The sequence below is a fragment of the Sphingomonas mali NBRC 15500 genome, from assembly GCF_001598415.1.
Taxonomy (GTDB): Bacteria; Pseudomonadota; Alphaproteobacteria; order Sphingomonadales; family Sphingomonadaceae; genus Sphingomonas; species Sphingomonas mali.
Map to the genome: position 1 here is coordinate 78,729 of NZ_BCYX01000002.1, position 26,213 is coordinate 104,941.

20 protein-coding genes are annotated in these 26,213 nt (G+C 62.3%); 10 read left to right on the forward strand and 10 right to left on the reverse strand.

Annotated features, from left to right (window positions below):
- Nucleotides 1-64 precede the first annotated feature (64 nt).
- On the forward strand, nt 65-1,525 hold the full coding sequence (locus SMA01S_RS02525) for an MFS transporter (RefSeq protein WP_084249996.1): 1,461 nt from the start codon (nt 65-67) through the stop codon (nt 1,523-1,525).
- Nucleotides 1,526-1,541: 16 nt separating this feature from the next.
- Nucleotides 1,542-2,510 (forward strand): fumarylacetoacetate hydrolase family protein, encoded by a 969-nt coding sequence (locus SMA01S_RS02530; RefSeq protein ID WP_066816976.1) that lies wholly within the window; start codon nt 1,542-1,544, stop codon nt 2,508-2,510.
- A 99-nt stretch (nt 2,511-2,609) separates the two neighbouring features.
- On the opposite strand, the gene SMA01S_RS02535 is transcribed toward SMA01S_RS02530, so the two are convergent.
- Nucleotides 2,610-3,818 (reverse strand): MFS transporter, encoded by a 1,209-nt coding sequence (locus SMA01S_RS02535; protein WP_066816978.1) that lies wholly within the window; start codon nt 3,816-3,818, stop codon nt 2,610-2,612.
- A 200-nt stretch (nt 3,819-4,018) separates the two neighbouring features.
- Between SMA01S_RS02535 and SMA01S_RS02540 the strand changes: the two genes are divergently transcribed.
- Complete coding sequence (locus tag SMA01S_RS02540; protein ID WP_066816980.1) at nt 4,019-5,650, forward strand: GMC family oxidoreductase; 1,632 nt, start codon at nt 4,019-4,021, stop codon at nt 5,648-5,650.
- Nucleotides 5,651-5,734: 84 nt separating this feature from the next.
- Here SMA01S_RS02540 and SMA01S_RS02545 read toward each other — a convergent pair whose 3' ends face one another.
- The gene (locus SMA01S_RS02545; RefSeq protein ID WP_066816982.1) at nt 5,735-6,487 is read right to left on the reverse strand and encodes an IclR family transcriptional regulator; all 753 of its coding nucleotides are present in this window, start codon (nt 6,485-6,487) and stop codon (nt 5,735-5,737) included.
- Nucleotides 6,488-6,583: 96 nt separating this feature from the next.
- Here SMA01S_RS02545 and SMA01S_RS02550 point away from each other — a divergent pair, with 96 nt between their 5' ends.
- The 4 genes from SMA01S_RS02550 (at nt 6,584) to SMA01S_RS02565 (ending at nt 10,897) form a co-directional block, all read left to right on the forward strand.
- A complete protein-coding gene (locus SMA01S_RS02550; protein ID WP_066816984.1) occupies nt 6,584-7,525 on the forward strand; it encodes an acetaldehyde dehydrogenase (acetylating) in 942 nt (313 codons plus the stop codon).
- A complete protein-coding gene (gene dmpG / locus SMA01S_RS02555) occupies nt 7,525-8,556 on the forward strand; it encodes a 4-hydroxy-2-oxovalerate aldolase (RefSeq protein ID WP_066816985.1) in 1,032 nt (343 codons plus the stop codon). The genes SMA01S_RS02550 and dmpG overlap by 1 nt, the downstream gene beginning before the upstream one ends.
- A 180-nt stretch (nt 8,557-8,736) precedes the next feature.
- Complete coding sequence (locus SMA01S_RS02560) at nt 8,737-9,987, forward strand: MFS transporter (RefSeq protein WP_066816987.1); 1,251 nt, start codon at nt 8,737-8,739, stop codon at nt 9,985-9,987.
- 172 nt (nt 9,988-10,159) lie between these two features.
- Complete coding sequence (locus SMA01S_RS02565; RefSeq protein ID WP_066816989.1) at nt 10,160-10,897, forward strand: SDR family NAD(P)-dependent oxidoreductase; 738 nt, start codon at nt 10,160-10,162, stop codon at nt 10,895-10,897.
- A 372-nt stretch (nt 10,898-11,269) separates the two neighbouring features.
- Here the strand turns inward: SMA01S_RS02565 and SMA01S_RS02570 are convergent, their stop codons facing one another.
- Nucleotides 11,270-12,439, reverse strand: a complete 1,170-nt coding sequence (locus SMA01S_RS02570; RefSeq protein WP_066816991.1) for a Rieske 2Fe-2S domain-containing protein — start codon at nt 12,437-12,439, stop codon at nt 11,270-11,272.
- Between the two features lie 143 nt (nt 12,440-12,582).
- On the opposite strand from SMA01S_RS02570, the gene SMA01S_RS02575 reads away from it, so the two are divergent.
- Nucleotides 12,583-13,320 (forward strand): GntR family transcriptional regulator, encoded by a 738-nt coding sequence (locus SMA01S_RS02575; RefSeq protein WP_169804168.1) that lies wholly within the window; start codon nt 12,583-12,585, stop codon nt 13,318-13,320.
- On the opposite strand, the gene SMA01S_RS25340 is transcribed toward SMA01S_RS02575, so the two are convergent.
- Nucleotides 13,317-13,697 carry a hypothetical protein gene (locus SMA01S_RS25340; protein ID WP_169804169.1) on the reverse strand — a complete coding sequence of 127 codons (381 nt, stop codon included), beginning with the start codon at nt 13,695-13,697 and terminating at the stop codon, nt 13,317-13,319. The two genes, SMA01S_RS02575 and SMA01S_RS25340, sit on opposite strands and share 4 nt — an antisense overlap.
- Before the next feature lie 68 nt (nt 13,698-13,765).
- On the opposite strand from SMA01S_RS25340, the gene SMA01S_RS24405 reads away from it, so the two are divergent.
- Nucleotides 13,766-14,140, forward strand: a complete 375-nt coding sequence (locus SMA01S_RS24405) for a hypothetical protein (RefSeq protein WP_157093759.1) — start codon at nt 13,766-13,768, stop codon at nt 14,138-14,140.
- Here SMA01S_RS24405 and SMA01S_RS02580 read toward each other — a convergent pair.
- The 3 genes from SMA01S_RS02580 to SMA01S_RS02590 form a co-directional block, all read right to left on the reverse strand.
- Nucleotides 14,134-14,346 (reverse strand): hypothetical protein, encoded by a 213-nt coding sequence (locus SMA01S_RS02580; RefSeq protein WP_066816998.1) that lies wholly within the window; start codon nt 14,344-14,346, stop codon nt 14,134-14,136. The genes SMA01S_RS24405 and SMA01S_RS02580 overlap by 7 nt on opposite strands.
- A gap of 76 nt (nt 14,347-14,422) precedes the next feature.
- Entirely contained in the window at nt 14,423-15,481 is a 1,059-nt protein-coding gene (locus SMA01S_RS02585; RefSeq protein WP_066817000.1) for an alpha/beta hydrolase, read from the reverse strand.
- A gap of 83 nt (nt 15,482-15,564) precedes the next feature.
- Nucleotides 15,565-17,346: a tannase/feruloyl esterase family alpha/beta hydrolase gene (locus SMA01S_RS02590; RefSeq protein WP_066817002.1), complete on the reverse strand. Its 1,782-nt coding sequence runs from the start codon at nt 17,344-17,346 to the stop codon at nt 15,565-15,567.
- Here SMA01S_RS02590 and SMA01S_RS24060 point away from each other — a divergent pair.
- On the forward strand, nt 17,324-18,343 hold the full coding sequence (locus tag SMA01S_RS24060; RefSeq protein ID WP_169804170.1) for an alpha/beta hydrolase: 1,020 nt from the start codon (nt 17,324-17,326) through the stop codon (nt 18,341-18,343). The two genes, SMA01S_RS02590 and SMA01S_RS24060, sit on opposite strands and share 23 nt — an antisense overlap.
- 460 nt (nt 18,344-18,803) lie before the next feature.
- Here the strand turns inward: SMA01S_RS24060 and SMA01S_RS02600 are convergent, their stop codons facing one another.
- The 3 genes from SMA01S_RS02600 to SMA01S_RS02610 all read right to left on the reverse strand — a co-directional run bounded on the left by SMA01S_RS02600 (nt 18,804) and on the right by SMA01S_RS02610 (nt 26,072).
- Entirely contained in the window at nt 18,804-20,969 is a 2,166-nt protein-coding gene (locus SMA01S_RS02600) for a glycoside hydrolase family 3 C-terminal domain-containing protein (protein WP_218016804.1), read from the reverse strand.
- Between the two features lie 304 nt (nt 20,970-21,273).
- Nucleotides 21,274-23,538 carry a TonB-dependent receptor gene (locus SMA01S_RS02605; RefSeq protein WP_218016805.1) on the reverse strand — a complete coding sequence of 755 codons (2,265 nt, stop codon included), beginning with the start codon at nt 23,536-23,538 and terminating at the stop codon, nt 21,274-21,276.
- 785 nt (nt 23,539-24,323) lie between these two features.
- Nucleotides 24,324-26,072, reverse strand: coding sequence for an arylsulfatase (locus SMA01S_RS02610; protein WP_084250000.1), 1,749 nt, complete (start codon nt 26,070-26,072; stop codon nt 24,324-24,326).
- Nucleotides 26,073-26,213 lie beyond the last annotated feature (141 nt).

Below are 26,213 nucleotides of genomic sequence, written 5' to 3' on the forward strand. Positions count from 1 at the left end.
CGGCGGCGGCACGACGTCCCGCTCCCGCTCGGCGCGCCTCTGACTGTCCCGGACAAAGCCCGCCATGACCAGCCTTGCATCGTCGCCCGCGGGAATCGAGAGCGCCGCCGCCCGGGCGGCGCGCTTCAGCCCGGCGGCGCGCACACTCGCCTTCGCCACCGTCAGCGTCGCGTTCTTCATGGACGTGCTCGACGGAACGATCGTGAACGTCGCCATTCCCGCGATCCGGGGCAGCCTCGGCGCTGGCGACATTGCCGTGCAGTGGATGGTTGCGGGCTATTCGACCGCCTTCGCGATCCTGTTAATCGGCGGCGGTCGTCTCGGCGATTTGCTGGGCTATCGACGCATGTTCGTTGGCGGCATGGCCGCCTTCACGCTCGCCTCCGCTCTTTGCGGGTTCGCGCAGACGCCGACACAGCTCGTGCTGGCACGGTTGTTCCAGGGCGCGACCGCGGCGTGCATGGGACCGCAGGTACTTGCGATCATCCAGCTGCTGTATCCGCCCGCCGAACGCGTCCGGATGCTGTCCTTCTTCGGCCTGCTCGGCGGCCTTGCCGCCGTCCTGGGTCCCGTCATCGGCGGTGCGTTGATCGAGGCGGACATCGCAGGACTTGGATGGCGAACGATTTTCCTGATCAATCTGCCGGTCGGCTTTGCCGGCATCGTCGCCGGCACCTGGCTATTGCCGGGCGGCCGCTCCGCGCATCCGTTGCGATTCGACCTAGCAGGCAACGCGCTCGTTGTGCTCTTGCTGTTTGCGTTGGTCTTCCCGTTGGTGGAGGGGCGCCAACTAGGCTGGCCGTGGTGGTGCTGGGCGCTGTTGTTGGCGACGGTGCCAATCGCGGCATGGCTGCTTGCCCATTTGCGCCAGCGCATGGCCCGGGTCGGGTCGGCGCTGGTCGACCCCGCGATTTTTCGCGAACGGAGTTTCGGCAATGGACTGCTGACGTCGGTGATATTCGCATCGGCGAGCAGCGGGTTTCTGCTGGTGCTCACCATGCTCTTGCAGGTCGGTCTCGGTCTGGACCCGCTGGCGGCGGGACTTGCCCATATGCCGCTGGCGATCGGCGTCGGCACCGGTGTCAGTCTGCTCGGACGGCGGATCGTATCGCGGCTGGGTCGATCGGTGATCGCCGTGGGCGCGGGCGGCATGATCCTGGGAGTGATTGGGTTAGCGGCCACCGTGTTGCTGGGCTGCCCGATTGCGGCCACCGAAGCCTGCCTGTTCGTCGCAGGTCTGGGGATGGGCACCATCTCGGGGCCACTGTCTCCGATCGCGCTCTCGCGCATCGACAAGCATCATGCCGGCGCCGCCAGCGGCACGCTCAAAACCGTCCAGCAGCTCGGTGCCGCGCTCGGCGCCGCCAGCGTGGGCACGCTGTTCTTCGTAATCGCGGGCGGAGCGGTGCAGGCCGGTCCCACGCGCCACGGCTTCGTGGCTGCGGCGGGAGCGGTCGCCGTTCTCCTGCTGCTCGTGGCCGCGCTCAGCCAACGCTTTCCGCGCAAGCTCTTCGACCAAACCTGACCCGACTGGACCAGCCATGCGATTTGCCACACTCGACAACGCCACAAGAGACGGGTGCCTGGTGGTGCTCTCCCGGGATCTTTTGCGATGCAGCCCGGTCGCCGGCGTGTCGACGCTTCAGCAATTACTGGACGACTGGGACGCGAATCTACCGGCCTGCGTTGCCGCCGCAACGGTGCTGGAGGATGGGTCGGGAGATGCTTTCGACTGGCGCAGCACACTCGCTCCGCTGCCCCGCGCATGGCAATGGCTCGACGGCTCCGCTTATCCTTCGCATGGCAAGCTGATGGATCAGGTGCTGGGCGTAGCACCTGAATCCACCGGCCGCCCGCTGATGTATCAGGGCCTTTCGAACCAGTTCCTGGCGCCCCACGCGGACGTTCCGCTACCCGACGAAGCGCACGGCATCGACTTCGAGGGCGAGTTCGGTGTGATCGTCGGCGACGTACCGATGGGCGCCGACGCGCCGACCGCCGCCGCTGCGATCCGCCTGCTCGTCCAGATCAACGACTGGTCGCTGCGGGCGCTGGCGGGTCCCGAGATGAAGACCGGCTTCGGCTGGGTCCAGGCGAAGCCCGCCTGCTCGATGGCCCCCATTGCCGCCACGCCCGACGAACTGGGCGAAGAGTGGCGCGACGGTCGGATCCATCTTCTGCTGTCAACCGATCGCGGCGGCGAACGCTTCGGTCGCGTCTCGGGCGGCCCGATGGCCTGGAACTTCATCGATCTTATCGTTCATGCTGCCCGCACCCGGCAGCTGTGCGCCGGAACTGTCATCGGCTCGGGCACTGTGTCGAACGAGAACTTCCGTGAGGTGGGATCGTCCTGCATCGCCGAACGGCGCGGCATCGAAATCGTCGACCGCGGGGTGGCCGAGACCCCCTTTCTTCGGTTCGGCGAGCGCGTTCGGATGGAGGCGCTCGACAATCAGGGCAGATCGGTATTCGGGGCAATCGATCAGCAGGTTGTAGCCGCCGCCGGGTAATCCCGGGCGATGCATTCGCCGGAGGGAACAGGCAAATCATGGCATTTGCGCCGGCAGCCGCGGCCCCACCGCGCGTTCCGGATATGCGCCCGCAGCATGTCAGGACGCGGTGGCGGCAAGTCGGGATCGGCGCGCCAAGCTTGCCGCCGCGACCAGTCCGGACACTAGGCCGATGAGCCCCATCAGCAGGAACGCACCCTGCATCGATCCGGTGATGAGATCGAAGCGGTGGACGAGCCAGGGACTGACAAACTGACCCAAGAAGAAGCACGCCGTCCACACGCCCATGCCGCGACCGCGATGCTGGACCGGCAAGCGGGTCTGCGTCCAGGCGATCAGCGACGGGACCGTCATCCCGGTGCCAATCTGCTGCAGCACCACCGCCGCGATCATCCAGCGATAGTCGGGAGCGAGGCCGATCCCGACCAGGCCCAGCCCGAGGATAAGAAAGAAGGCGGCTAGCTGCACAGCATTGGCCGCTCCGCCCAGCAATCGGAAAAACAGCGATCCGAGCATCACGAACAGGCTGGGGATAGCGATAAGCGCGCTCAGACGAGCGGGGTTCGTGACGCCAACCTCGCGAAAAGCGAGCCCGCCATTGATGGAGAACACGTAATACATAGTCGCGGTTAGAAGCGTGACGCCGCCGGTCAGCAGTATCCATGCCCATGGAAAGCCAGTTGCGACCGGTGTCCCTACCGAACCTTCCGGCTCTTTCGTGGCGACGGCGGGCTCGAACAGGAAGAAGTACATTGCCAGCGCGATCGGAAACGCGACCGCATAGACGAGAAAGACGCCATTCCATCGCACCGCCGTCACTGGGCCGGCGAGGAGAATCACGCCGGTGGCAAGAAATGGGCCGACAACGCCCTGGATGAACAACCAGTCACGCCGGCCGGAATCGTCCCAGTAATCGCCTAGGAGGGTGTTGACGATCGTCAGGATCGCCGCTTCGCTGAGTCCGAGCACGAACCGCGACGCAAAAAGGAAGTCGAGGCTCTCGACGAAATAGGGCAGCGTCCCGACGATCCCGTACAGAAACGTCGCCGCGATCAGGAGATTACGTCGACCGAGCAGATCGACCAGCCACCCCGCAAATGGCGCCACCAGCGCGATCGTCAATCCTGGTGCCGCGACCATCATCGGCACCTTCCAATGCGCCGCCGGGTCGGAGCCGAAATGGTCGATGATCGATGGCACCGCAGGGAGCATCGTTACAATCGCAAAGATCGGCAGGAAGGCGGACACGACAATCGTGATACCTTGGGGTATCAATGTCAGCCGGCGCATCGTGGCCAAGGCGCGCATCCCATCTCCCTCTCGCCGACGCATCTGGCCGACTGATAACAGAATCGTTGTTCTCATTGTGAGTTGAGGCAATAAGCCCCATTCTGTCAAGTGCGTTAGGGGAAAAGGCCGTCTGTCGAATTATGCAGAGCCGATGGGGCTTGGCTGATAAGAATATCCGTTCTATTGTTGGGCCAACGATAATGTGAGGAGAGCATGGGTTGGCAAGCGAGGTCTTCGATTATGTGATTGTCGGCGCGGGCTCGGCAGGCTGCGTGCTCGCCAACCGCCTGAGCGAGAATCCGCAAAACCGCGTCCTGTTGATCGAAGCCGGCGGCCCGACAAACCAATGGTTCATCAAAATGTCCGCCGGTTTCATGGCGGTAGGACAAAAGCCGGAGTTCTTTTATCAATTTCCGGTCGATCCGCTGCTTGGCCGGGAACCGGAAACCCACAAATATGGTCGCGGCCTGGGCGGCTCATCCGCGGTCAACGGCATGTGGTATCTCAGGGGCATGCCGAAGGATTATGACGGCTGGAGCGAGTTAGGGCTTCGCGACTGGAGCTGGGCCGAGATCGAGCGCAACTACCGCTGGCTCGAGAGCTATCACGACAAGGGAGCCGACCCGTCACGCGGGCGCGATGGCCCATTGCAGGTGACTCAATCCGATCTGAAGGATGCGATTCTTGAACCGATCGCAGATGCATTCAAGAATATGGGGCTACGCTGGCTGAAGGATATCAACACGCCGGGCACGCAGGGAGTCGGGCGCACGCAGTTCACGGTGGACAGGCGCGGCGAACGGTCGTCGAGCTGGACAGCTTTCGTCGCCCCAATCAGGTCTCGAGCGAACCTGACCGTGGTGTCCCACGCCGTGGTAGACCGGATTCAGGTCGATGACGCTCGCGCCACGGGCGTCACAGGCCGCCTCGGCGATGGCACATCGTTTGAGTATCGTGCCAGCAGGGAGGTCATCATCTCGGCTGGTGTATACAACTCGCCCGCACTGCTGCAGCGGTCGGGTATCGGTCCGGCTGAACTGCTCTCGGAGCACGGAATCCCGGTCAGGCTGGACCTGCCGTCGGTCGGGCTGAACTTGTGCGATCATAACACGATCTCGATCAGTTTCGACCTCAACAACCACACCGGCGACAATCGCGAGTTCGCGGGCTGGCGTCTCTATCGCCATGCCCTGCAGTATTTCCTGTTCAGGACCGGTCGCATGACCAGGGTGGGGATGCCGCTGACGGCGCTCTACTCGACCGCCGGTCAGACCGACTGGCCGGATATCCAGATCGCGGCGGCACCGTTCGCAATGAAGTCGTCGAAACAGATGAAGGCGGACCCCGGCCGCGGGCCGCTCACCGAAACGCCTGGCATCACTTTCCTGGCCTTTGACTTGCGTCCTCTCTCCCGCGGCTCGGTACGAATCGTCTCCACCGACCCGACGCAAAGCCCGTCGGTTAATCCAAACTGGTGGTCTGATGGCCGCGATCGATCGAAGGCGGTCGAGATCCTGCGGATGCTGAGGCGCCTCGCCGCCTCGCCTTCGCTGACCGACTATGTTGGCGAAGAACGGACGCCGGGCCAGGCGGTCCAGACAGACGAGGACCTCATCGAGGAACTCAAATGGATGATCAGCCCCGGCCTTCATGGGACCGGCACCTGCTCGATGGGCCTATCTCCGTCGACTTCGGTGGTCGACGGGCGGTGCCGGGTTCACGGGATCGAGGCGTTACGAGTGGTCGATGCGTCGATCATGCCGACCCCGGTGTCCGGCAATACCAACGGTCCGACGATGGCTGTGGCGGCTCGGGCGGCGGAACTCATCCTCGCGGACCGGGCCGATTGACCTTCTCCACGGTCCTGTCGATGCGACTGACGACCGATCGCTAACAGGTCGGAAAGCCGACCGAGGATTTGGTCCGGAAACTGATCATGGTCGGTCACCGTCTGCGCCGGTGCCGAATATGCGCCGTTCCAGCGCCAGCCGTAAGCCGGTCAGCTTCTCCACCATTGGCGGAATTGCGGGTTGCTTACCCGAATGGAGCACCGACATCGACAGAGCAGCGCGGGCTGAATTTGCTTGGTCGCGGACCGGAACGGCGCAGCAGAGGAGCCCCTCCTGTACCTCGCCGTCATCGATCGCAAACCCCTGGCGGGCAACCTGCGCAAGCTCGTCGCGCAGCTGTTCGCACGTTATGATCGTTCGGTGCGTAAGCGCAATGAAAGGGCCGCCGGCAAGATAGTCGTCCAAGTTCCCGGCACCGAGATGAGCTAAAAGGACCTTCCCGATCGCGGAGCAATAGCCTTCCAGCTTCATGCCTTCGAGCGTGAATATCGCCGGCCCGGAAGACGCCTTGGCGAGATAGCTCACCATCTCGCCGTCCCATCGACCGAGGTGGACAGTCGTGCGGTTGGCTCTGGCAAAACGCCGCAGCAACGGCAGTGCGGCGGCCCGCAGGACCTGATCCGATCGATCCGACCCTGCGAGTTCGCCAAGTTCGAGACCCATCGTGCGTCGCCCCTGCCCCGACTGCACGAGCAAGCCCTGACGCTCGAAGGCCGCGATCCAGCGCTGTGCCGTCGACAGCGGAACGTTCTGTTCCTTCGCGATAACCGCAATCGAGCTGCTCCCGCCGTCTCTGACGACGGCCTTGAACAGTTTTAGTGCCCGCTCAACGCTCATATCTGAGCCGACTACCTCACCTGGCGAGGTAATTGAAGGCTCTTCGGCTTTCGCTCCACAGCCTCCGGACATATCGCGCGTCTCAGGAGGCTTTTCATGACCAAGACGATCAAGGCCGCGATCATCGGCTCGGGAAACATCGGTACCGATCTGATGATCAAGATGATGCGGGCGTCCAGTGCGCTGGAAATGGGCGCCTTTGTCGGTATCGATCCCGACTCCGATGGCCTCAAACGCGCGGAACGCATGGGCGTCGCGACCACGGCCGAGGGTATCGACGGTTTGCTGGCGCTCCCGGTCTGGTCCGAGATCGGCATCGTGTTCGATGCGACCTCGGCGGGAGCGCATCGCCGGCATAGCGATCTGGTCACGCAAGCGGGCAAGGTGATGATCGACCTCACGCCTGCGGCGATCGGCCCCTACGTCATTCCAGTCGTGAACGGCGACGCCCATCTCGAGGCCGCCAACGTCAACATGGTCACCTGCGGTGGCCAGGCGACGATCCCGATCATTGCGGCGGTGTCCTCGGTCGCGACGGTGCATTATGGCGAAATCGTCGCGTCGATCGCATCGAAGAGCGCCGGCCCGGGAACGCGCGCCAATATCGATGAATTCACCGAAACCACCGCGCGGGCGATCGAACAGGTCGGCGGCGCAGCCAAGGGCAAGGCGATCATCATCCTCAACCCGGCCGAACCGCCGATGCTGATGCGCGATACGGTATTCACCTTGTCGTCTGGCGCCGACGAAGCGACGATCGAGGCCGCGATCGAAGCGATGGTCGCAAAGGTCAACGCCTATGTCCCCGGCTACCGGCTCAAGCAGAAGGTGCAGTTCGAGCGCTTCGGATCGAACAATCCCGTGACCATCCCCGGCCTCGGCAGGTTCGAGGGCCTCAGGACCAGCGTGTTCCTCGAGGTCGAGGGCGCGGCCCACTATCTGCCTGCCTATGCAGGCAATCTCGACATCATGACCTCCGCCGGGCTCAGGACCGGGCAGAAGATCGCGATGCGCATACTCGAGCGGGAGGCCGCGTGATGACATTCGACCCCACACAGACCAAGCTCTATATCCAGGACGTCACGCTGCGCGACGGCATGCATGCCATCCGTCATCAATATGGCATCGATCATGTCCGGAAAATCGCCCGCGCGCTCGACCTGGCCAAGGTCGACGCCATCGAGGTTGCGCATGGCGACGGCCTGAACGGCTCATCGTTCAACTACGGTTTCGGCGCCCACACCGACTGGGAATGGATCGAGGCCGTCGCCGAGGTGCTGCAACACAGCGTGCTGACCACCTTGCTGATACCCGGGATCGGCACGATCGATGAGCTCAAGCACGCTTACGCGCTGGGCGTGCGCTCCGTTCGCGTGGCGACGCACTGCACCGAAGCTGACGTGTCGAAACAGCATATCGAGGCGGCGCGCGGGCTCGGCATGGATGTTTCTGGGTTCCTGATGATGAGCCACATGTCCGAGCCGGACGCGCTCGCGCAGCAGGCAAAGCTGATGGAGACGTACGGCGCACATTGTGTCTACGTTACCGACAGCGGCGGGGCGATGGACATGGACGCTTATCGCGCGCGATGCGAGGCCTATGACCGCGTGCTCAAGCCGGAAACGCAGCGCGGCATCCACGCGCACCACAACCTGTCCCTGGGTGTCGCCAACTCGATCGTCGGCGTCCAATCGGGCGCGATCCGCATTGACGCCAGCCTGGCCGGCATGGGCGCGGGCGCCGGCAACGCGCCGCTCGAGGTCTTCATTGCGGCAGCCGAGCGCAAAGGCTGGTTGCATGGCTGCGATTTGTACGGGCTGATGGATGCGGCCGAGGAACTGGTCCGGCCACTGCAGGACCGCCCAGTCCGTGTCGATCGTGAGACCCTCAGCCTCGGCTATGCGGGCGTCTATTCGAGTTTCCTGCGTCATGCCGAAAAGGCGAGCCAGGACTATGGCATAGGCACGCGCCAGATCCTGGTCGAACTTGGCCGCCGGCGCATGGTCGGCGGGCAGGAGGACATGATCGTCGATGTCGCACTGGATCTGGCAGCGGGTGGTTCGGAATAGCTTCCTTAACCGTATTTGCGTGTGCCAGCTATCCCTGACCGCTGCGTAAGAGCGACATGCCGTTGGTATGGTGACGGATCGCGCCGAGCGCGCCGCATCGGCCCCGCTTCCCGCCAGCTTGACCCTCCCGAACACGGTGTATACTGCATACACAGTCAGGATCAGTACGGATCGGAACAGATGTCAGCTGCCAAGCATAGCGAACGCTTCGATCGGGGCGACTGGTCGATCCTTGTACGAGCGGTTCTCGGTGTGGCGACCTCAACGATCCCCGTCGCGATCATTCCGCTGGGAGGATTCCTGAAGCCTCTCCAATCGGCTTTCGGCTGGGGGCGTGGCGACGTATCGTTGGCAATTACCGCGATTGCTCTGTCCATGGCGCTGGCGATGCCGCTGGCGGGACGGCTCATCGACAGGTTCGGCATCGTGCGGCCGGGCTTTGTGTCCGCCTGCTGCTTTGCTGCCGGGCTGCTGGCCATGCCCTGGTCGATCATCCATGGCGGCCTGCCAGGCCTGTACTTGTGCGCGGTCTGGATCGGGGCGGCGGGATCGGCGTCCAGTTCGGTTGCCTATGTAAAAATGCTTTCGGCCCGCTTCGACCGATCGCGGGGCCTCGCGCTCGGCATTGCCATGTGCGGCGTGTCACTGGGAGCCGCGATCGCCCCTGGAATTGCCGTGTTCCTGATCAACCACTACGGCTGGGCCGCCGGTTTTTATGGACTGGCCGCGCTGCCGATTTTCGTCGCCGCACCGGTTATTCTGTCATTCGCCGGGAGCGGAAGCGCGGCGAGCCCTGCCGGCCAATTGCTCGCGCAATCCGACCTGTCCGGGATGACCTGGCGGGAGGCGTCACGCACGCGCGGCTACTGGAGCATGTTCGTATTGTTCCTCGCCGCGGCACTCGCGTTGCACGGGCTGGAAATCCACTTGCAGCCGCTGCTGTCGGATCGGGGCCTATCGCCGCAGGCAAGCGTCGCGGCATTCAGCGCACTTTTCGTTGTCTCGCTGGCCGCGAGGATCTGCTGCGGCTTCCTGTTCGACCGGATTTTCGCGCCGTATGTCGGGGCATTATGCTTCTTCGCCTCGGCCATTGGCGCGGTGATGCTAGCCTTGCCGATGGCGTCGGCCTTCCCGGCGATCGCCGGAATCGTGCTCATCGGCGTCGGCACAGGCAGCGAAAGTGATCTGCTCGCCCTGCTCGTCGGTCGATATTATGGTCCACGGGCGTTCGGCCAGATCTATGGTTCGATCTTTGCCGCATTCATGATCGGAAGCGCAGTCGGACCCTATTTGGTCGGCGCCCTGTTCGATCGTTTCGGCAGTTATGGTTTCGCCTTGGGAGGGACAGCCGCGGCGCTGGTGCTCGCCACCGCTTTGTTGACGGCGCTGCCCCGGTTCCCCCGAGCGCCGACGCCCTCATCGTCGCTCTAGGAGCAGAATTCATGCATATCGGAGATGATATGACCTCGACACTAGAAGGCAAGGTAGCACTCGTTATCGGGGCAGGCGCAATCAAGCCGGGCGAGGTCAGCAACGGCTATGTTCAGGCAAACGCCTCTTCGGGTACCTCAACGTTGGCGCGGCACGGCCGCCGGGGGTCGTGATGCTTTCACAGAAGACGGCTTTCATTACGGGCGCGTCCCGTGGATTAGGACGCGCCGCCGCCCTCAGCCTGGCGCGAGCCGGAGCGCGGATCATCGCCCATTTCGGCTCCAATGAAGACGCCGCCAATAGCCTCTCGGATGAAATCCGCGCCATCGGCGGCGACGTCGAACTCATCCGTGGGGACCTCGTGGGCCCGGAGTCCGTGAACGGCGTGATCGCAGCGCTGGGGGCACGCGCCGCCGAGATCGACATCGTCGTCGCGAGCGCCGGCGCAGCGCGGCTCAAGCCATTCGGCGAGCTTACCCTCGAGGACTTCGACATGATGTTCGCGCTCAACGTGCGGACACCATATTTCCTTGTGCAGCAGCTCGCGCCTCACCTAAAGCAAGGCTCATCGGTGATCTTGCTATCCTCTGTGGTGGCTCGAGCAGCATCGGTCGCGACCTCGGCGTACGCGGCCACGAAAGGCGCTGTCGATGTGTTGGCGCGCAACTTCGCCCTCGAACTCGGCCCAAGGGGAATCCGCGTCAACGCCATCGCGCCCGGAGCGATCGAGACGGACATGGCGACCTTCCTCAAAACTGAGGCTGGACGCGAACGCATGCTTGCCCAGCAGGCGCTCAAGCGCTTGGGTCAACCCGAGGATGTCGCGGATGTGATCCTTTTCCTTGCTACCGATCAGTCGCGCTGGATCACTGGTCAGACGATCGAGGTGAGCGGAGGCGCTCGACTTTGAACCGGCAACCGGACAGCGCATTTCAGCGCACCGTCCGCGCATAGAGGCCTTTCGGTCGGGACCGAGAACGTTGATCCGGCGGCGGCGCGATGGGCGGTTTCTTGCCTTGGCGGATCATGATCGTAATAGCCGCGCCCCGGCTCGGGAGCGCGGCATAGCTGTCCAGACGCGCCCAAGCCGCCCGCGCAACCGGCCCATGCTTGCCCGCCGGCTGGCATTCGTCGATATGCCGGCAAACGTCTTGTTCGCGCGACGTCCCGCTCAAGCTGGGCTGGAAGGCTCGGCCGAGGGCCCACGGTCGGATCGGCGCATTCGCCCGAAAGCGAAGGCGTGCACGCGAGCGCAGACGCCTTCGCTTTCGGGTACATCCAATTATCGGATGTGGTCGGGGGTCTGTATCCCCCGATTGTGTTCATGGCAGAGCTCTCGCCACTTCATGATGGGCAGATCCGCCTCGATGAGGCCCTCCGTGAGCCAGGCGCGATCGTCCTTGTAGAACGTCTGGAGCCCAACCCGCGCCTCGATGTCCTGGTTGTTGAAACCTTCCAGCGACAACGGCTTCCAACGGTTCCAGAATTCCTGCCGGTGCGCTAGCGCCTCAGCCTCCGAGTTTACCCGCTTGCCGATGAGGATCAGGTAGTAGTGGCTGTCCTCGGTCACCGGCGTGTACCATTCGAACTGATAGTGGCCCGCGTCCGGGAAATTATCGACCCGCGCCGAACAGGGAAGCCAGGTCGATGCGCCCGACGAGCGCGACTCGGGCCCGGGCGGCCGCGAACTGCGCGTCCCCTTTACAACCACATTGCCGTCGACCGTTGCGTCGTACACGACACTATGTTGCTCAAAGTCGTCATACACCCCCTTGGGTTCGCCTGCCTCTTCATAGACGGTGATGTGCGCGGAACTTGCAATGTGCCCGATGGGAAGACCGCGCTGCGTGTTGCCCAAGAGCGGCGACGTTCGATGGATATAGACATGGAGAGCGTCGAAGCCGTTTTCCGCCGCCAGCCGCCAGTTTGACTGGACCAGATAGGCGTGACCCTCCACCGCCATGTCGTCGTCGAGGAAATAGGGCGGAACGTCCTCGCGCAACGGCTGCGGCGTCACACCCTCGTCCCCCAAATACACGAAGAGGACCCCCTTCGCCTCCTCGACCGGATAAGTCTGCACCTTGCGATTGCCGATCACCCGGCTATCCGGAGCGGCCAAGATATCACTCAGAACACCATCGAACCATCGATAGGTAAAACCGTGATACCAGCAGGTTATGGTGTCGGGGGTATAGCATTCTGGCTTCTGCGAAAAGGGTATTCCCCGATGAATACAACGATCCCGGATAGCATAAACCTTGCCATTGATCCGCTTTAAGAGGATATTCTCTCCCGCCAAGGTGACCTTTTCGATCTGTCCCTCGCCTACGTCTCCGGATAACCTGACAGCATACCAGTGATTGCGGAAGCCTAACTTTGCCTCTAGGTATCCTCTCCAACGAGGCACTTTCTTGAGAAGGCTCTCATCGACGAACGTGGCTTCGTCCCTCATATCATAACCCTTTTTGTATTCTGCACTCTGTGTTCCGTATACACTAATTGGAAAGCTTGTCAAAGCGCTGTGGCGAGGTCAGCGTGCAGTTGGAGGGCGGCGAGTTGAAGGATGCATCTAGGAAAGCAGTGTTGGGCCGGAGCTTGCGTGAGCAGGTCTATGACCTGATCCGAGGCGACCTCTCCCACGGCCGACTCGCTGCGGGCGAGCGCTTCGTCGAGGTCGAGCTCGCGGCGCGCTATGGCGTTTCCCGCACGCCGGTTCGGGAGGCGCTGTTTCAGCTGGTTAACGATGGGCTCATTGTGAGCGAAGAGCGTGGGTACCTGGTGCCTCCGGACGACTCCCGCAGTTTTGCGGATCGGCTGGAAGTGCACCTTCTGCTGGATCCAAAAGTTGCCTTCTATGCGGCGCAGTCCGGTGACAAAGACGGCGTCAAAAGGATGACCCACGCCTTTGAGGGGTTACGCAAGGCGCACAAGGCGGGTAAGTTCGAGGCATTTGTCGATGCGTCGCACGAACTCCGCGTCGCCATGCGCGCGATGTGCCGCAACGTTGCGCTCCGCCGATGCGCCATGCTGGTCGAAGACCAGTTCCTTGCCGCCCGCAACGAGATGTTCAGGGACCCTGCCAACCAGGCGATCGACGTGCACTACACCCAGCTTTTGCTGAACGCGATCCGCAAAGGGGCCGCGGTAGAAGCCGAACAGATCGTGCGGAACTTCATGATCACGGTCAGCGACAGGACGCTGGGGGAGGAAGAAAGCGAGCGGCTGCTCCAGAGGACCGGCACGCAGAGATCCTCGAATTCCTACGAGGACAAAAGCATCCCGACGACGCCCCGCCCTCGCCCTTCGCCGGCCCGCCGAGCGCGTTCTCGCTAGACTAGAGTAGAGGCCCGCGACCAACCGCCGGCGCGCGATGACTCGCGCGGTCGGGAGGATACCCGATGTTGAACCGCGTCGGAAATGCGACTGCCGGAGAGGTCATCGGACCGACAGCACGGTGACCGCACCCCCAGGCCCGGGCTCGCAACATGGAGTTGGATCAGCCCGCGCGAACCATTCGGCCGCACAATGGCGAGAGCCCGACCCCGAAAAGCGTTGCTCCCCGGCCTCTGCACGCTGACGGCGTTGCGTGGGTCGGCATTTCCGAATGCGGCGAGTTTCGCGGGACCTTGCAATTGCGCCGTGATCGGAGAGGGCGCGTTCGGGCAAAGTCTGCCACGGACGTCGCAGACCTCGACGAGCACATAGGCCAAGCTCCCTTGGTGACCGGTCCGCTCGCGTTCGAAGCTTCCGACGGCGGGATGTCTTCAATCTAGCAATCATGCGGCAGCCCGACCTGCCGCCAGCCTTCGTCCACAGCGGTGGCATTCTCGAAGCCTTCGCCGCCCCTTCGGTGGAAGCGCCAACCATCATTGAACGCGCGGATCCGACGCCCTTTCTTTCGGCATCCTCCGTTTTTGCGAACCGGGCATTGACAGGTTGGCAGATCAGCGCACTGATGCCGGCGGCAGCAACTGCAAGGGCTTCGCGCCGCCCGAGCGTCCATGGCTCATCCGAATGCGACATCATCGACCTCCGCGCGACATGGGGCCGCACAGCCGGCACGGGCCAATCCGCAGGCGGCGAGGTGCGCAGCTCGGTATCGATGCGTTCGATAAACTGCGGCGTGATGGCCGGGAGCAGGCGAGTCTATTGACGCAACGTCGCGCTGCCAACGAATGGCCTGTCGGTGAGCCTGAGCAGGATAGGAAGCTCCCTTGCGATAATCGGACGCGTCGCCGTCCCCTTGACCAATTCGGCAACCATCACGGTGTCCACAAAGAGTTGAAAGGGTGCCGGCGTTGGCTGCACAAACGCTGCGATCACCGCGTCTAGGGATGTAGGCGGATCTTCATCGTTCATGTGGAACCTCTCGTATCCTCGCAACTTGGAGCGACAATCGGTGATGGCACGCCGCGCCGAACAAGGCGGCCTTTCGTCACTTTTTCGCGAAATCGAAGGCGTTCTTGATCGCGGTCCGGAGCACAAGGTTGAACTGCCGCGCAGTCTCGCTGGGCAGGCGGTCGAAGCCATGCGGAGCGCCGCGATAGACGTGCAGTTCCGCCGGAATGCCCACGTCGATCAGCCGGCGTGCATAATCGACGTCCTCGTCCACGAAGAGGTCGATCGATCCGACGGCAATGAACGCCGGCGGCAGACCTCGCAGATCGCCTACGCGGGCCGGAACAGACCCTGCGGGTACGCGGGCGGACCCGGCCGGCACACCCAGCAGCGACGTCCAGCCGAAACGATTGTCAGCGGGTCGCCACATGATCTGCCCCAGATGGGGCGGCATCTTCCGACTGCTTCCGGTCCGGTCGTCGAGCATCGGGTAGATCAGAACTTGGTAAACTAGAGGCACCTCGCCGCGGTCGCGCGCTGCAATCGCGAGCATCGCGGCGTGGCCGCCGCCTGCGCTGTCCCCCATGACGGCGATCCGTTCACGGTCGACCCCCAACTCCGCGGCGTGAGCATAGAGCCATTTCAGCCCGGCATAATTGTCCTCCAACGCGCCTGGAAAGCGTGTTTCGGGGGCCAGCCGGTAGTCGATGGTGACGATCACGCAATCGATTGCAGCGGCATGTTCTTGCAGGGAACGCAAACCATCCTTCGCGCTACCCATCACGAAACCGCCGCCATGGATGTGCAGGATCGCGGGCTTCAGCGCTCCCGCCGCACCGCCGTTGATCACGAACGCCCGGACGTCGGGCGCCCCCTTGGGGCCGGGAATCATGCTCTCCACCACAGGGGGAGTAGCGGCGGGCGGCGGGGAGACGAACAGAGCGTTCGGTTTCCGCAGGTTGGGCAGACTCTTAGCGTCCCATGGTGGCATCGCGGCAATCCGGCGCAGAACGGGAAAGAGCGGTTTGTATTCCGGACTAACGAACCGCATCGGATCGGTGCCACCGACATCCAGCGCGGCGGCGGCACCGCCAGTGAAGAGATAGGCCAAGCCGATGCCAAACGAGGCCAGCTCGCGTCGAGAAATTTGATCCATAGTCCGTCTCCGATATTGCAGAATACCGCACGCCCTTTGCGCTGCAGTCGATCGTCAGGAATCGACTGCACCTGAGCTCCCGGCTAATTGCGGGAGGGTATGCGGCAGTTATAGTTGACCGCGCTGTCGGGCGCGGCGCCAGATTTCAAAACCGCTTGGCGCGGATACGCGCAGAGCAGGCGCTGCCGCTCCGGTTGGACGGCGGGAGCACCCCCGAGACCCAGGCCAAAGCGCGCGGTGATAGCGTCAGGCGCGCGCCCCTTCTCGACCCACTCCTGCAGGGCCGCAGCCATGCTGTTGTCGGGCTTGTCGCCCGGCTGTGGCGCGTTGTTCTGGCCGAACGAGGCCGGTCCGTTGCCCCCGAAGCAATGCTGCACGTTGGGCACCATGAACAACCGCTCCGAATTCTTGGCGCGCGATGAATTGCGATGGATGGCAGCGTCGAGGTCGAGCGTGGCTTGCGGCGGAATAGCCGGATCGGCCCAGCCATGCCATAGGATCAGCTTGCCGCCGCGCGCGAAGAATTTGGAAAGACGCGGTTGGACGTCGAGGTCGCCGGACAGCTCCGCCTTCAGCCGCGTCGGATCCGTGTCGAAGTTGAACGCAGCGGCGGTCGGGAATTGGTCTTGAATGAAATTCTGCGTCAGGCCGTCGGCGTGAAGTTGAGCCCCGAAGGCGCCCGAGGCATCGGTCAGCAGGTACGTCGCCCAGCCAAAGGGTCCGGATTCCGCGCCGGCTGGAAGATAGCCACCAGTGAGTTGGCGGCCTGCGCTGTCGCGCGCACCGGCTTGGATGCGGGACAGCGCCTTTGTCTGGGCGGGACTGAAACATTGGGCCGAACTGTTCGTGCCGCATTCCAGCCTCTTAACGTCGAACCCGCACTTCCGAGGATCGGAAATAAGTCCGTCCGTCGGATGGCACTGCCGCTGAACCTCGCTCTCGAGGAGCTGCATCTGATCGACGCGGATCGCCGCACCGGCCGGAAGTTGCGCCTGAACGGCGTTGATCATCGCAATCGCGACATCGGTCCAGGACGCGGCCGGCGCCCCGGCCAGCACGCCGTCATAGTCGTCCGGAAAACGCGAAGCCTCGATCAGGCCCTGCCGGCCCCCACCGGAGCAGCCGATGAAGTAGGACTTGTCCGCGCGGCGGCCGTAAAATGCCTCGACCAGTTGCTTAGCGTGAACGGTCGCCAAGTGGACCGCGCGCCAACCATAGTCGCGAACGCGCTGCGGATGGCCCTTGGCCCAGCTTGCGTCGAGTTGTCCTGCCCCGGTGTGACCGGTATCGGTCGCCACACCAGCCTGGCCGACCTTAATTATCAAGCTCAGCGACCGATAGTCAATCATTCCCCCGAAACCACCGATGCCGACGCCGCTCAGGCGCCCGTCCCAGCCCTTGACGGGCAGCCATACCTCGAAGCCGATGTCCGACCCTGCTTCCGGATGGATTCGGCCAACGACCCGGCAGAAGGCGGGAAGCTCTGGGAGGGGCATCATCCAGCTCACCCCACGCGCACCGACGGCCGCGCCTTCAACCGGCGCCCTGTCCGGCTGCGCCGTCGCGCTGACGACGTCAACGTCATCGAGTTTCAGCCCGGCCAGCTTCTCGCAGGGACCTGCCGCGCCCGACTGCGCCAGCGGCGGCGGCGCGATCGGTCTTGGCGTCCCGCCCCACGTCGCCGCAGCGGCGGCCGCGCACAGTAGAACGGCGGATAACGAAGCAAGGTGCTCGCGGGTCTTCAATGCGTCGCTCCAGCCGGTGCGCCCGAGCAGCGCATGCCCGAGTCTTGCGTGCGCATTCTGTATGCAGTATTCACGCGACGCAAGTGGAGAAATCTCGATGGCGGAACCGAAAATGATCACGCGCAGAACTGTACTTGGGTCATCGGCTCTACTCGCCTCCTCGGCGACCCTATTGACCTCCCCTGCGACGGCCTCGAACGGCAGCCTGAACGAGGCCGGCTTTCAGACTCTGGGCGAGATTGACCAGTGGGTCTCCATCCGCGGCCGCAGCGCCCGGAACCCGGTCGTTCTCATCATCCATGGCGGCCCGGGGGAGGCTCAGTCCCCGCTGAGCGCCCTCTATACAAGTGATTGGGAGAAATTTTTTACCGTCGTCCAGTGGGACCAGCGGGGCAGCGGTCGAACCTTTGGCCGCAACCGCGAAGCCGACCTGTCAGCCGAGCGCTTGGTCCACGACGGGATTGAACTCGGCGAGCGATTGAAGAACAGATTCGGCCGCCGACCCATCCTGATCGGGCATTCCTGGGGGAGCTATCTAGCGGGGCGGATCGCAAAGTCGCGGCCAGACCTCTTCACCGCACTTGTCGGAACCGGCCAGTTGTCGAGTTGGCGAAGACTGATCAGGGACGAGCTGGCGTTCGCAACCGCGCGCGCCCAGGCCACAGCCAACGCCGAAGCACTCGCCGCCCTCCAGGCGCTGAACGCCGACGCCCTCGCCAGCAACGGCCCCTATTTCGATCTTCGGCGATGGCTGAACCTTTATCTCGCCCCGACCGACATCGCCTGGAGTGACGCGATGCACCATAATATCGAGGTGGCTGCAGGCATGACGCCCCAGGACGCGAAGGATTGGCAGGAGGGCCTGTTCTTCTCCTTCTCCCGCCTTGGCTCGACAGTTAGCCAGATCGACATGTCTGATGTCGGGTTCGCTTATGATATCCCGTACGTTCTCCTGCACGGTCGAGACGATTATGTAGCGTCGGCGAAGGCAGCCATGGACTATTTCAACAAGGTCCGAGCGCCTTCCAAGCGCGCGCGCCTGATCGACGGCGGTCATTATGCGATGATGACACATTCGAACGAGTTCCTGCGCAACCTGGTGCGGCACACAGGATGAGCGGTACTGGTTGCCTGGCGAGACGGAAATCTCTTTTGCGGATTTTCTGACAAGGGAGCGCGATCGGCGGCGCTGGACATTTTCCGCATCAATGGCTCTCCTCGAGGCGCCTTTGTTCGTTTCGGTCGGTCGAATGACGCGCGACGACATGCATCACTTGAGAGGCGGAAGGCAGTTCGCCTCTTTACCGTCGTTGATGTTTTCGCTCATTTTCGGCGGAGGTTGCGATCGGCAGCCACCGACATTTCCCGGTCGCGCGCCGCTCGTCATTCTGGATAATACCAACTCGTCGGCAACGCGCGGGCAATAGCTCCGGGCAGGACCGACCACAGGAAGAAGACTAGGAACAGGGCGCTGGCACCGGTCCAAATCAGCCATAGAAGGGACCGGCCGATCGCGCGGTTGACGTTGCGCATCGTATCAGCCGGTTCTGGGCGGCAAATCCTAGTAGGTCGATCCTTTACCATTCGCGCCCCTGCAATTTGACGGTGACAGGCGAACCCAATGTCGTCGCGGACCTGCCCAGCGCGAAGCGGTAGCTGCCCGCCAGAATCTGCCAGCGTCCATTCCGCCAAGTGGCCAGAATGCGCGGATCGAGCGTGACCTCGAGTGTTCGCCGCTCGCCGGGTTTCAAATCGACGCGCTGGAACCCCGCAAGCCGCAGCGTGGCACCAGCGGGCGTGCCGACGAGATAGACCTGGCCGACGTCGGCGCCGGCCCGTTTGCCGCTATTCTGAATGGCGAAGCGCGCGGTCGGCTGTCGTCCAGGTAAAATCGACATGGGGCCGTGATCGAAGCTGGTATAGCTCAAACCGAACCCGAACCCGAACAACGGCGTGGCGCGCTGGCGCGCGAACCAGCGATATCCGACGTCTGCGCCTTCGATATTGTAGTCCACGTCGAGCGTTTGCCCCGGTTTGCCTTTGCCGATGAAGCTTGGTTCGACCGTCGCGCTGCCGGGCAGCTCCGGGCGCGGCAATTGCGCGATTGAGGCTGGAAACGTCACCGGCAGACGACCCGATGGATTGACGTCGCCGAACAGGACTCGCGCGATCGCCTCGCCACCCCGTGCACCGGGATACCATGCTTCGACGACAGCAGCGGTCTTGTCGAGCCAGGGCATCAGCACCTGGCTCCCGTTTTCGAGTACGACGATCGTGTTCGGATTGGCCGCGGCGACAGCCGCGATCAGAGCGTCCTGGCCTTCGGGCAAGGACAAATCGGGCGCGTCTAGGCCCTCGCTCATCCACTGCGTCGCAAAGATGATCGCGACGTCGGAATGCTTGGCGGCGGTGACGGCGTCGGCGATGTACCGACCGTTGCGATAGATCACCTCGGCATCGGGCGACCGCGCCCTGATCGCCCTGAGTGGCGAGGACGCCTGATAGGATTGCGTGAGCACAGCGGCGAACGGTCCGGCCGCCGTCGGGATGGTGACGATGGGTCCACCTTCCCCCTGCGTCTGCGACGAGCCTCCGCCCGACAGAACGCCGCTATCGGCGTGCCCTCCGATCACGGCGATGCGTCTTGCCGACGCAGCGAGTGGCAATGCGCCGCCGCGATTGCGCAACAGGACGATGGAGCGTTCGGCGATGTCCTGGGCGACCTGCGCACCGGCGGCGACATCGATCGGTGCCCTGGTCGGCGGGTCGCGATCGACGCCTATGGCGAACATCGATCGCAAGATCCGCCGGTTCATGTCGGCGAGGCGCGCGCGGTAGCGCGGATCGTTTTGCGCGGCCGTCGACAAGGCGCCGCCAAAATACAACTTGTCGTCGAGCTGGGCACCGGATTGCTGGTCGAGACCGCTGAGCGCGTAATCCAGACCGTGGACGGCACCCCAGTCGGACATGACGAAGCCCTTGAAGCCCCAGTCACGCTTGAGCACCTGATTGAGCAGATAATCGTTGCCGCAGGCGGATTGTCCGCCGACACGGTTATAGGCGCACATGATTGCCCCGGGATTGCCGCGTTCTATAGCTATCTCGAAGGCGAGAAGGTCGCTCATCCGAAGTGCCGCATCATCGATCACCGCGTTGTGGAACTGGCGCCCTGTCTCCATCGAATTGATCGCGAAATGCTTCAGCGTCGAGATGACGTGACGCGACTGGATGCCCGAAACTGCGGCCCCTGCGAGAATCCCGGTGTGGAGCGGATCTTCGCCAAGATACTCGAAATTGCGCCCATTGCGCGGCTCGCGCACCAAGTTGATGCCGCCGGCCAGCACAACGTTGAATCCCTTGGCGTGGGCCTCCGCCGCGACCATCGCGCCGCCTGCGCGGATCAGGTCGGGATCCCAGGTCGCCCCCATGGCCAGCCCCGAGGGCAGAGCGGTTGCGCCATCCTTTCGCAGGCCGCCGACATAACCGACGCCGAGACCGGCATCGGTTTCTGTCAGGGCGGGAATACCGAGCCGGGGGATCCCCTCGACATATCCGGCACCAAAGGGTGCTTCGGCCGGAATCTTGCTACCCAAATAGGGCACCGCCATAATGCCGTGGGTCAGGCGGACGCGCTCATCGTCGCTCATCTGGCGCTCGGTACTCGCAGCGCGGGTATCAGGATCGGCGGGTACGTCGCTCGACTGCGCCCGCGCCAGCGTGGTTATTCCGGTCAGCCCAACCATTGCCCATCCAAGCGCCGTCTTTCTTCGCTTACCCATATCCATTTCCGTTGGCCTCTGTTTGCGCGGCGAATTGTTGGCCCGATCTTTCGATAAGAGGAGCCACGATACTTGCAGCGAAACCCCTCGTGCCCCTGCCTGATCGTATGGAGCGCGCGACAGGGGTTCTCATTCGCGTCCACAATGTGCTCTTCGGGTCGCCCGCCTCCCAGGATCTCGGCGGATTAGACCCATCGGCGACATGACGCGCCGCGGCCGGACGAATATGCCTTGGCGGCAGATTCGTCGGCCGCATTGCCAGTCAGGTTCAGAACTTCACGCTCGCAAAGCCGCCGACTGTTCGCCGCGCCTCGCTTGAAACGCCACGGACGTTACCGAACGGGAGCGCATCGAAAAGCGTCGAGAACTCCTGGTTGAAGATGTTGCGGGCATAGATGCCAATTTGCCACTTCTCGTTCGTCGGGCCGAAAGCGAGCCTTGCGTTCGCCAGCGCATAGCTCTTTTGAATGGAGGCAGGGTTGGCGACCACCTGGAAGGTCTTCGACCGATAGGACACACCGACGTTGGCGTGCATCATGAAGGCGTCTCCGAGGTGCTGATCAAGCGATGCATCGAGCACGGCCGACAATCGCGGCGCGTTGGTCAGACGTGCACCAGCCAGCTGGACCCCGCCTCGCAGATAATCAGTGAACACGCTATCTGCATAGGTGACGCTGCCGTTGAACGAGAGCGCCTTGGTCGCGCGAACGTTCAATTCGGCTTCCACGCCTTTGGAGCGAAGGCCGCCGGCATTGATGACCAGGAAGGCCGGCGCACCGTTTACCAATCGGAGATCCTGGGCCTGGAAATTGGTATAGTTCTGTAGAAACGCAGCGATGTTCAAACGCACTTTGCGATCGAGGAACTCTGACTTGATGCCAGCTTCGTAACTTTTCACCGTTTCGGCGTTATAGGGTTGTTTCAAACCGGAAATGTAAGCGACGCCCGGCCCTTTGTACCCGGTCGCGTAGCTGGCGTAGATCATGATGTCTTCGCCAATCTTATACGTCGGCGAAATCTTGTAAGAAAAATTGCTTTTACTTACGCCACCGGGCGAGGGCGGCACCGGCGAGATGGGTATCGCTACATAGCCGAGGGGTGTCGTTCCGTCGAAGGACGTAGCGGAGCGATTGTCATCATGAGTAAATCGACCGCCGAGAACGAGCTCCAGTCCCTTGGCCAGCTCGATATTGAAATTGGCGAAGGCGGCCTCACTCTCGATCCGGTTAGTATAGTGTTGAATGCCATTTGTTGTGGATAGATAGACGCCAGGCGGCAAGGTTCCACCCAGCCGGCCCGCTTGTTCCTGAGTGGAATCAAGATCAAGACGGTTATAATAGAGGCCAAAGACATAACGGATCGGACCGTTACCAGGCGATGCCAGGCGAAGTTCTTGGCTCAACTTGCTGGCGCTAATCGTGCCCACATTGTAGGGTAGAAAATCGAAATTTGGCTCGAAATCGAGTGGCAACTGGCTGGTGTAATCCAGCTTTCGATAGGCGGTGATCGACGTCAAACTGTGATTGCCGAGATCAAGTTTCGCCGAAAGGGATACCCCCCCGGTCTTGAAGTTCACGAAACTCTCGAACCGGTCGCCGTTGTTAAGATTGTCGGGCGTCGCTGCCGCGCCGGCCCCGGCCGCCGAAGGACCATAGGCCGGAATGGTCACCGAACGCAGCGTACCGAGGGGAATGTTATCCCAGTGGGTGGAATAATCGGCCGTCACCACGAACTCCAGCGTCGATGAGGGCGCGACAAGCAGCTTGGCCCGAACACCCCTGTCGCTCACATCGCCCATGCGCTTATCCAGCAGGGTATAACGGCCAAGCCCATGCTGGCCGGTCTCGAAAGCCGACACCCGCAAAGCCGCGATATCACCCAGGGGAATATTTAGATTGCCGGTGATCCGCCGATCCAAACGCTCTCCGAGGCTTGCGCTGAAATCGCCTTCGAGTTTTTTGAGTACCGGTTTTTTCGTCACAACCGAGATCACGCCAGCCGACGCGTTTTTGCCGAACAGCGTTCCTTGCGGCCCCCGCAGCACTTCGACCCGTTCGATGTCGGCGAGGCCGGCTACGCCGGGATTGCGGGGAAGGTCATAAACGACGTCATCGACAACGACACCGACCGCCTGTTCGGTAGAAAAGTCGAACACCTGCGTCCCGACACCGCGAACTTGGAAACCGCCACCGCTGGCAGGATCGTATTGCACGCTGGGCGCAAGATACTGGATATCGGTCAGGCCTTTGTACCCGGAATTCTCGATCGACGCTGCGGTCACTACCGAGATCGCGATCGGAACATCTTGCATATTCTGCGCACGGCGCTGCGCGGTGACAACAATGTCTGCCAGCGCTCCACTTTCCGGAACAACCTCCTTACCCGCCGCACCCGCTTCCTGAGCATGCGCCACAAGCGAAAAAGACATAGCTGCCACAGAGACCGCACTGCCAACGAACCACTTGATTTTCATCTTTCCTCCCCAGAGCTGCAAATGCCGGCGTTTCCAATTGAACGAACGCGGGTCGGTCATAATTTTGTAAGTGTGCGAGGCGGACGACCGTCGCCACATCCGCAGTTTTTCAACATTCTAGCAGGCAGCCATGCCCACTACTCGCCTCGTCCTTCCCCCTTCGGGCATGGGGCAGACCATAAGGCGCACTCCGACATTGTCAATCTATGTGTACTGCGCACTGTATACATTGCACATTGATTTCGAGCAAGGCAACGACAGGCCAAATTGTTGTGCGCTTGGCGTAAGGGGTTCTGCGGACCGGAATGAGCGGCCGCAACGCCGTGGCGCGTCAGGTGGCGGTCCCACGGTTTCGCCCGCGAGATTACGCTTTCTCATGGCGGAGTGCCGCAACGGAGGGCGACAGCGGCGCGTGCAAGGGTTCACCGCGGCGACGATCCCTTACCAGGCTCCGTCAATACGGTCTGATCGCAGTCTCACGAACCGGCTGCGTTGGCCGCAGGGCCGATCATCGCCGCTTGGCCGCGGTGCTATTTCTTAGTCGGCAAATCGCGGGAGGGGGCGTAAGTGAGATATGGGCATCGGGCTGCCCTGCCCTTTTTACCGATCCGATGAAGGTGGCATTGGAGTCACCGTGAGCGGTAAAGGCGTTTCCTAGGACAGCCCAAAATACCCCTAGGTATTTGATACTAAGCGCGTTTTGTGAAACATCAGCTGCATCGAATGCCAAGACATTTCATCACATCCGACGCGGGCTGTGGGAGCGAACGTGGGAGCAAAACCAGTGGGAAGATGGAATTTCTGTCAGCGTCAGCCCGAGGCCTTGAGGGCGAGGTTCTGCACCTTTATTTGCCGCTGACGCCGGCATCAGGGAGCGCCACCCCCTTCTCCTTTGCGTAACGGTCCCAGTCCGCAACTAGTTCTGCGAGCTTCTGAGGCTGCGCTACCGCAAGATCGGTAGTTTCGGCCGGGTCGGTCGCGAGGTTGAACAATAGCCACTTCCCACTACCTGAAACAGTAGCTCTATCTGATGGGGGCAAATAGACTGCCTTCCAATCACCCTTACGCAAAGCCCGACGATAGAACAGCTCGGTGCCCAAGGGTTCCGTGGGATTGTGAATTTCAGCTGAAGTGTCTTCCAGGACCGGAACCATGCTCCTGCCCTCGAACGGCAGTATCGAGCGACCCTTGAAGGTCTGCGGCTGCTGTATGCCAGCCAGCGCAAGCAGCGTGGGCGCGACATCGACAATACTTAGATAGCCGCGCGCGATCCGGCCACTGCCGATCACGCCCCTGCCGGACGCGAAAGCCGCAACCCGCGTGCCACCTTCGGTCGGATAGCCCTTTGTTAACCAAGATGGCGAACTGTTCGCCGCCGCCCAACCCGGGCCGTAGCCAACATATGATGTGGCGCTGCCGATATTGGAAAGACTGTTGTCGATGAGCCGCTTCAAGCGATCAATGGGAACGCTGGGGGGTAGGAGAGGCGCATCGAGCTTGCGGCCTTCCGCTCCATTATCGGAAAGGAAAACGATGACGGTGTTCTCGTACCGACCGGTGCGCTTGAGCTCGGCGATGACCCGTCCGACGTTCTGGTCCATCCGATCGACCATCGCCGCATAGACTTCCATCTTGCGCGCCTCGAAGGCCTTCTCAGAGGGCGTCAACGTCTCCCACGGCTTTACGCCGCCCAGAGGGTGCGGTTGTTGATCGAGGGCGACGAGGCCCAACCTCTTCTGACGCTCCAGCCGTTCCGCGCGCAATACCTCATAGCCGGCGTCATAGCGGCCCTTGTACTTGGCAATGGTTTCGGGCGGTGCCTGCATCGGCCAGTGTGGTGCAGTGAATGCGAGATAGGCGAAAAATGGTCGCTTCTCCTTGGCACCTTCGTCGAGAAAGTTGATGAGCCGTTCGGCGAAATAGTCTGCGGAATAACGTCCAGTTGGGTAGAGTACGAATTTGCCGTTATAACGGTAAGTCGAATTCGCGTTTAACCGCTTCCAGATGCCTCGCTGATCGACACCGAAATGATTGCCATCACCCTGAAGCAGGGCATATGAACGCTCGAAACCTCGCGCCGCCGGCCCTCTGTCCTCTGTCAGTCCCAAGTGCCATTTGCCGGACATCAGGGTGCGATAGCCGTCCTGCTGCAGCAGTTCCGCGATCGACGCGACGCGGTCGTTGAGAAAGCCTTCATAGCCCGGACGAGTGGCCAAGGATGCCGAACGTGCCTCAAGCATGGTGCCCAGGCCTGCCTCATGATTGTCGACGCCGCTGAGCAACATCGAGCGACTGGGCGAGCAGGTCGGTGCAGCATGGAAGCCAGTAAATCGCACGCCGCGATTGGCCAATGCATCCAGATTTGGCGTTGCAATCTCGCCGCCGAACGTGCCCAAGTCGGACCAACCAAGATCGTCCGCAACGATCACCAGAAAATTCGGTCGCACGCGCTGCGGGGCAGCTGGCTCCGCCCCGACCGACTGGGATGGCGAGGGGGCCGCTCCCGGTCGTTCGGCGGTCAACCGCGCGGACCCCGGCTGCGCCAAAAGTGTGCTTGCCAAAATGGCGGCGAGGAACGTGGTCTTGTTACTCACAAACGATCCACTTCACTTTAATGAATCTCAAGAAATAGTACCAGAAGAACCGCAACTTTCCGATATCAGTTTATAAATCTATTAAAAACCAAATATTCATAGAATAGCCGATTCGATCTACTAGGTACTCATCAAGATCGA

Coding starts and splice junctions, on each gene's coding strand:
- SMA01S_RS02525 (WP_084249996.1), top strand. CDS start 65: ATGACCAGCCTTGCATCGTCGCCCGCGGGAATCGAGAGCGCCGCCGCC.
- SMA01S_RS02530 (WP_066816976.1), top strand. CDS start 1,542: ATGCGATTTGCCACACTCGACAACGCCACAAGAGACGGGTGCCTGGTG.
- SMA01S_RS02535 (WP_066816978.1), bottom strand. CDS start 3,818: ATGCGCGCCTTGGCCACGATGCGCCGGCTGACATTGATACCCCAAGGT.
- SMA01S_RS02545 (WP_066816982.1), bottom strand. CDS start 6,487: ATGAGCGTTGAGCGGGCACTAAAACTGTTCAAGGCCGTCGTCAGAGAC.
- SMA01S_RS02550 (WP_066816984.1), top strand. CDS start 6,584: ATGACCAAGACGATCAAGGCCGCGATCATCGGCTCGGGAAACATCGGT.
- dmpG (WP_066816985.1), top strand. CDS start 7,525: ATGACATTCGACCCCACACAGACCAAGCTCTATATCCAGGACGTCACG.
- SMA01S_RS02560 (WP_066816987.1), top strand. CDS start 8,737: ATGTCAGCTGCCAAGCATAGCGAACGCTTCGATCGGGGCGACTGGTCG.
- SMA01S_RS02565 (WP_066816989.1), top strand. CDS start 10,160: ATGCTTTCACAGAAGACGGCTTTCATTACGGGCGCGTCCCGTGGATTA.
- SMA01S_RS02570 (WP_066816991.1), bottom strand. CDS start 12,439: ATGAGGGACGAAGCCACGTTCGTCGATGAGAGCCTTCTCAAGAAAGTG.
- SMA01S_RS24405 (WP_157093759.1), top strand. CDS start 13,766: ATGCGGCAGCCCGACCTGCCGCCAGCCTTCGTCCACAGCGGTGGCATT.
- SMA01S_RS02580 (WP_066816998.1), bottom strand. CDS start 14,346: ATGAACGATGAAGATCCGCCTACATCCCTAGACGCGGTGATCGCAGCG.
- SMA01S_RS02585 (WP_066817000.1), bottom strand. CDS start 15,481: ATGGATCAAATTTCTCGACGCGAGCTGGCCTCGTTTGGCATCGGCTTG.
- SMA01S_RS24060 (WP_169804170.1), top strand. CDS start 17,324: ATGGCGGAACCGAAAATGATCACGCGCAGAACTGTACTTGGGTCATCG.
- SMA01S_RS02600 (WP_218016804.1), bottom strand. CDS start 20,969: ATGGTTGGGCTGACCGGAATAACCACGCTGGCGCGGGCGCAGTCGAGC.
- SMA01S_RS02605 (WP_218016805.1), bottom strand. CDS start 23,538: ATGACCGACCCGCGTTCGTTCAATTGGAAACGCCGGCATTTGCAGCTC.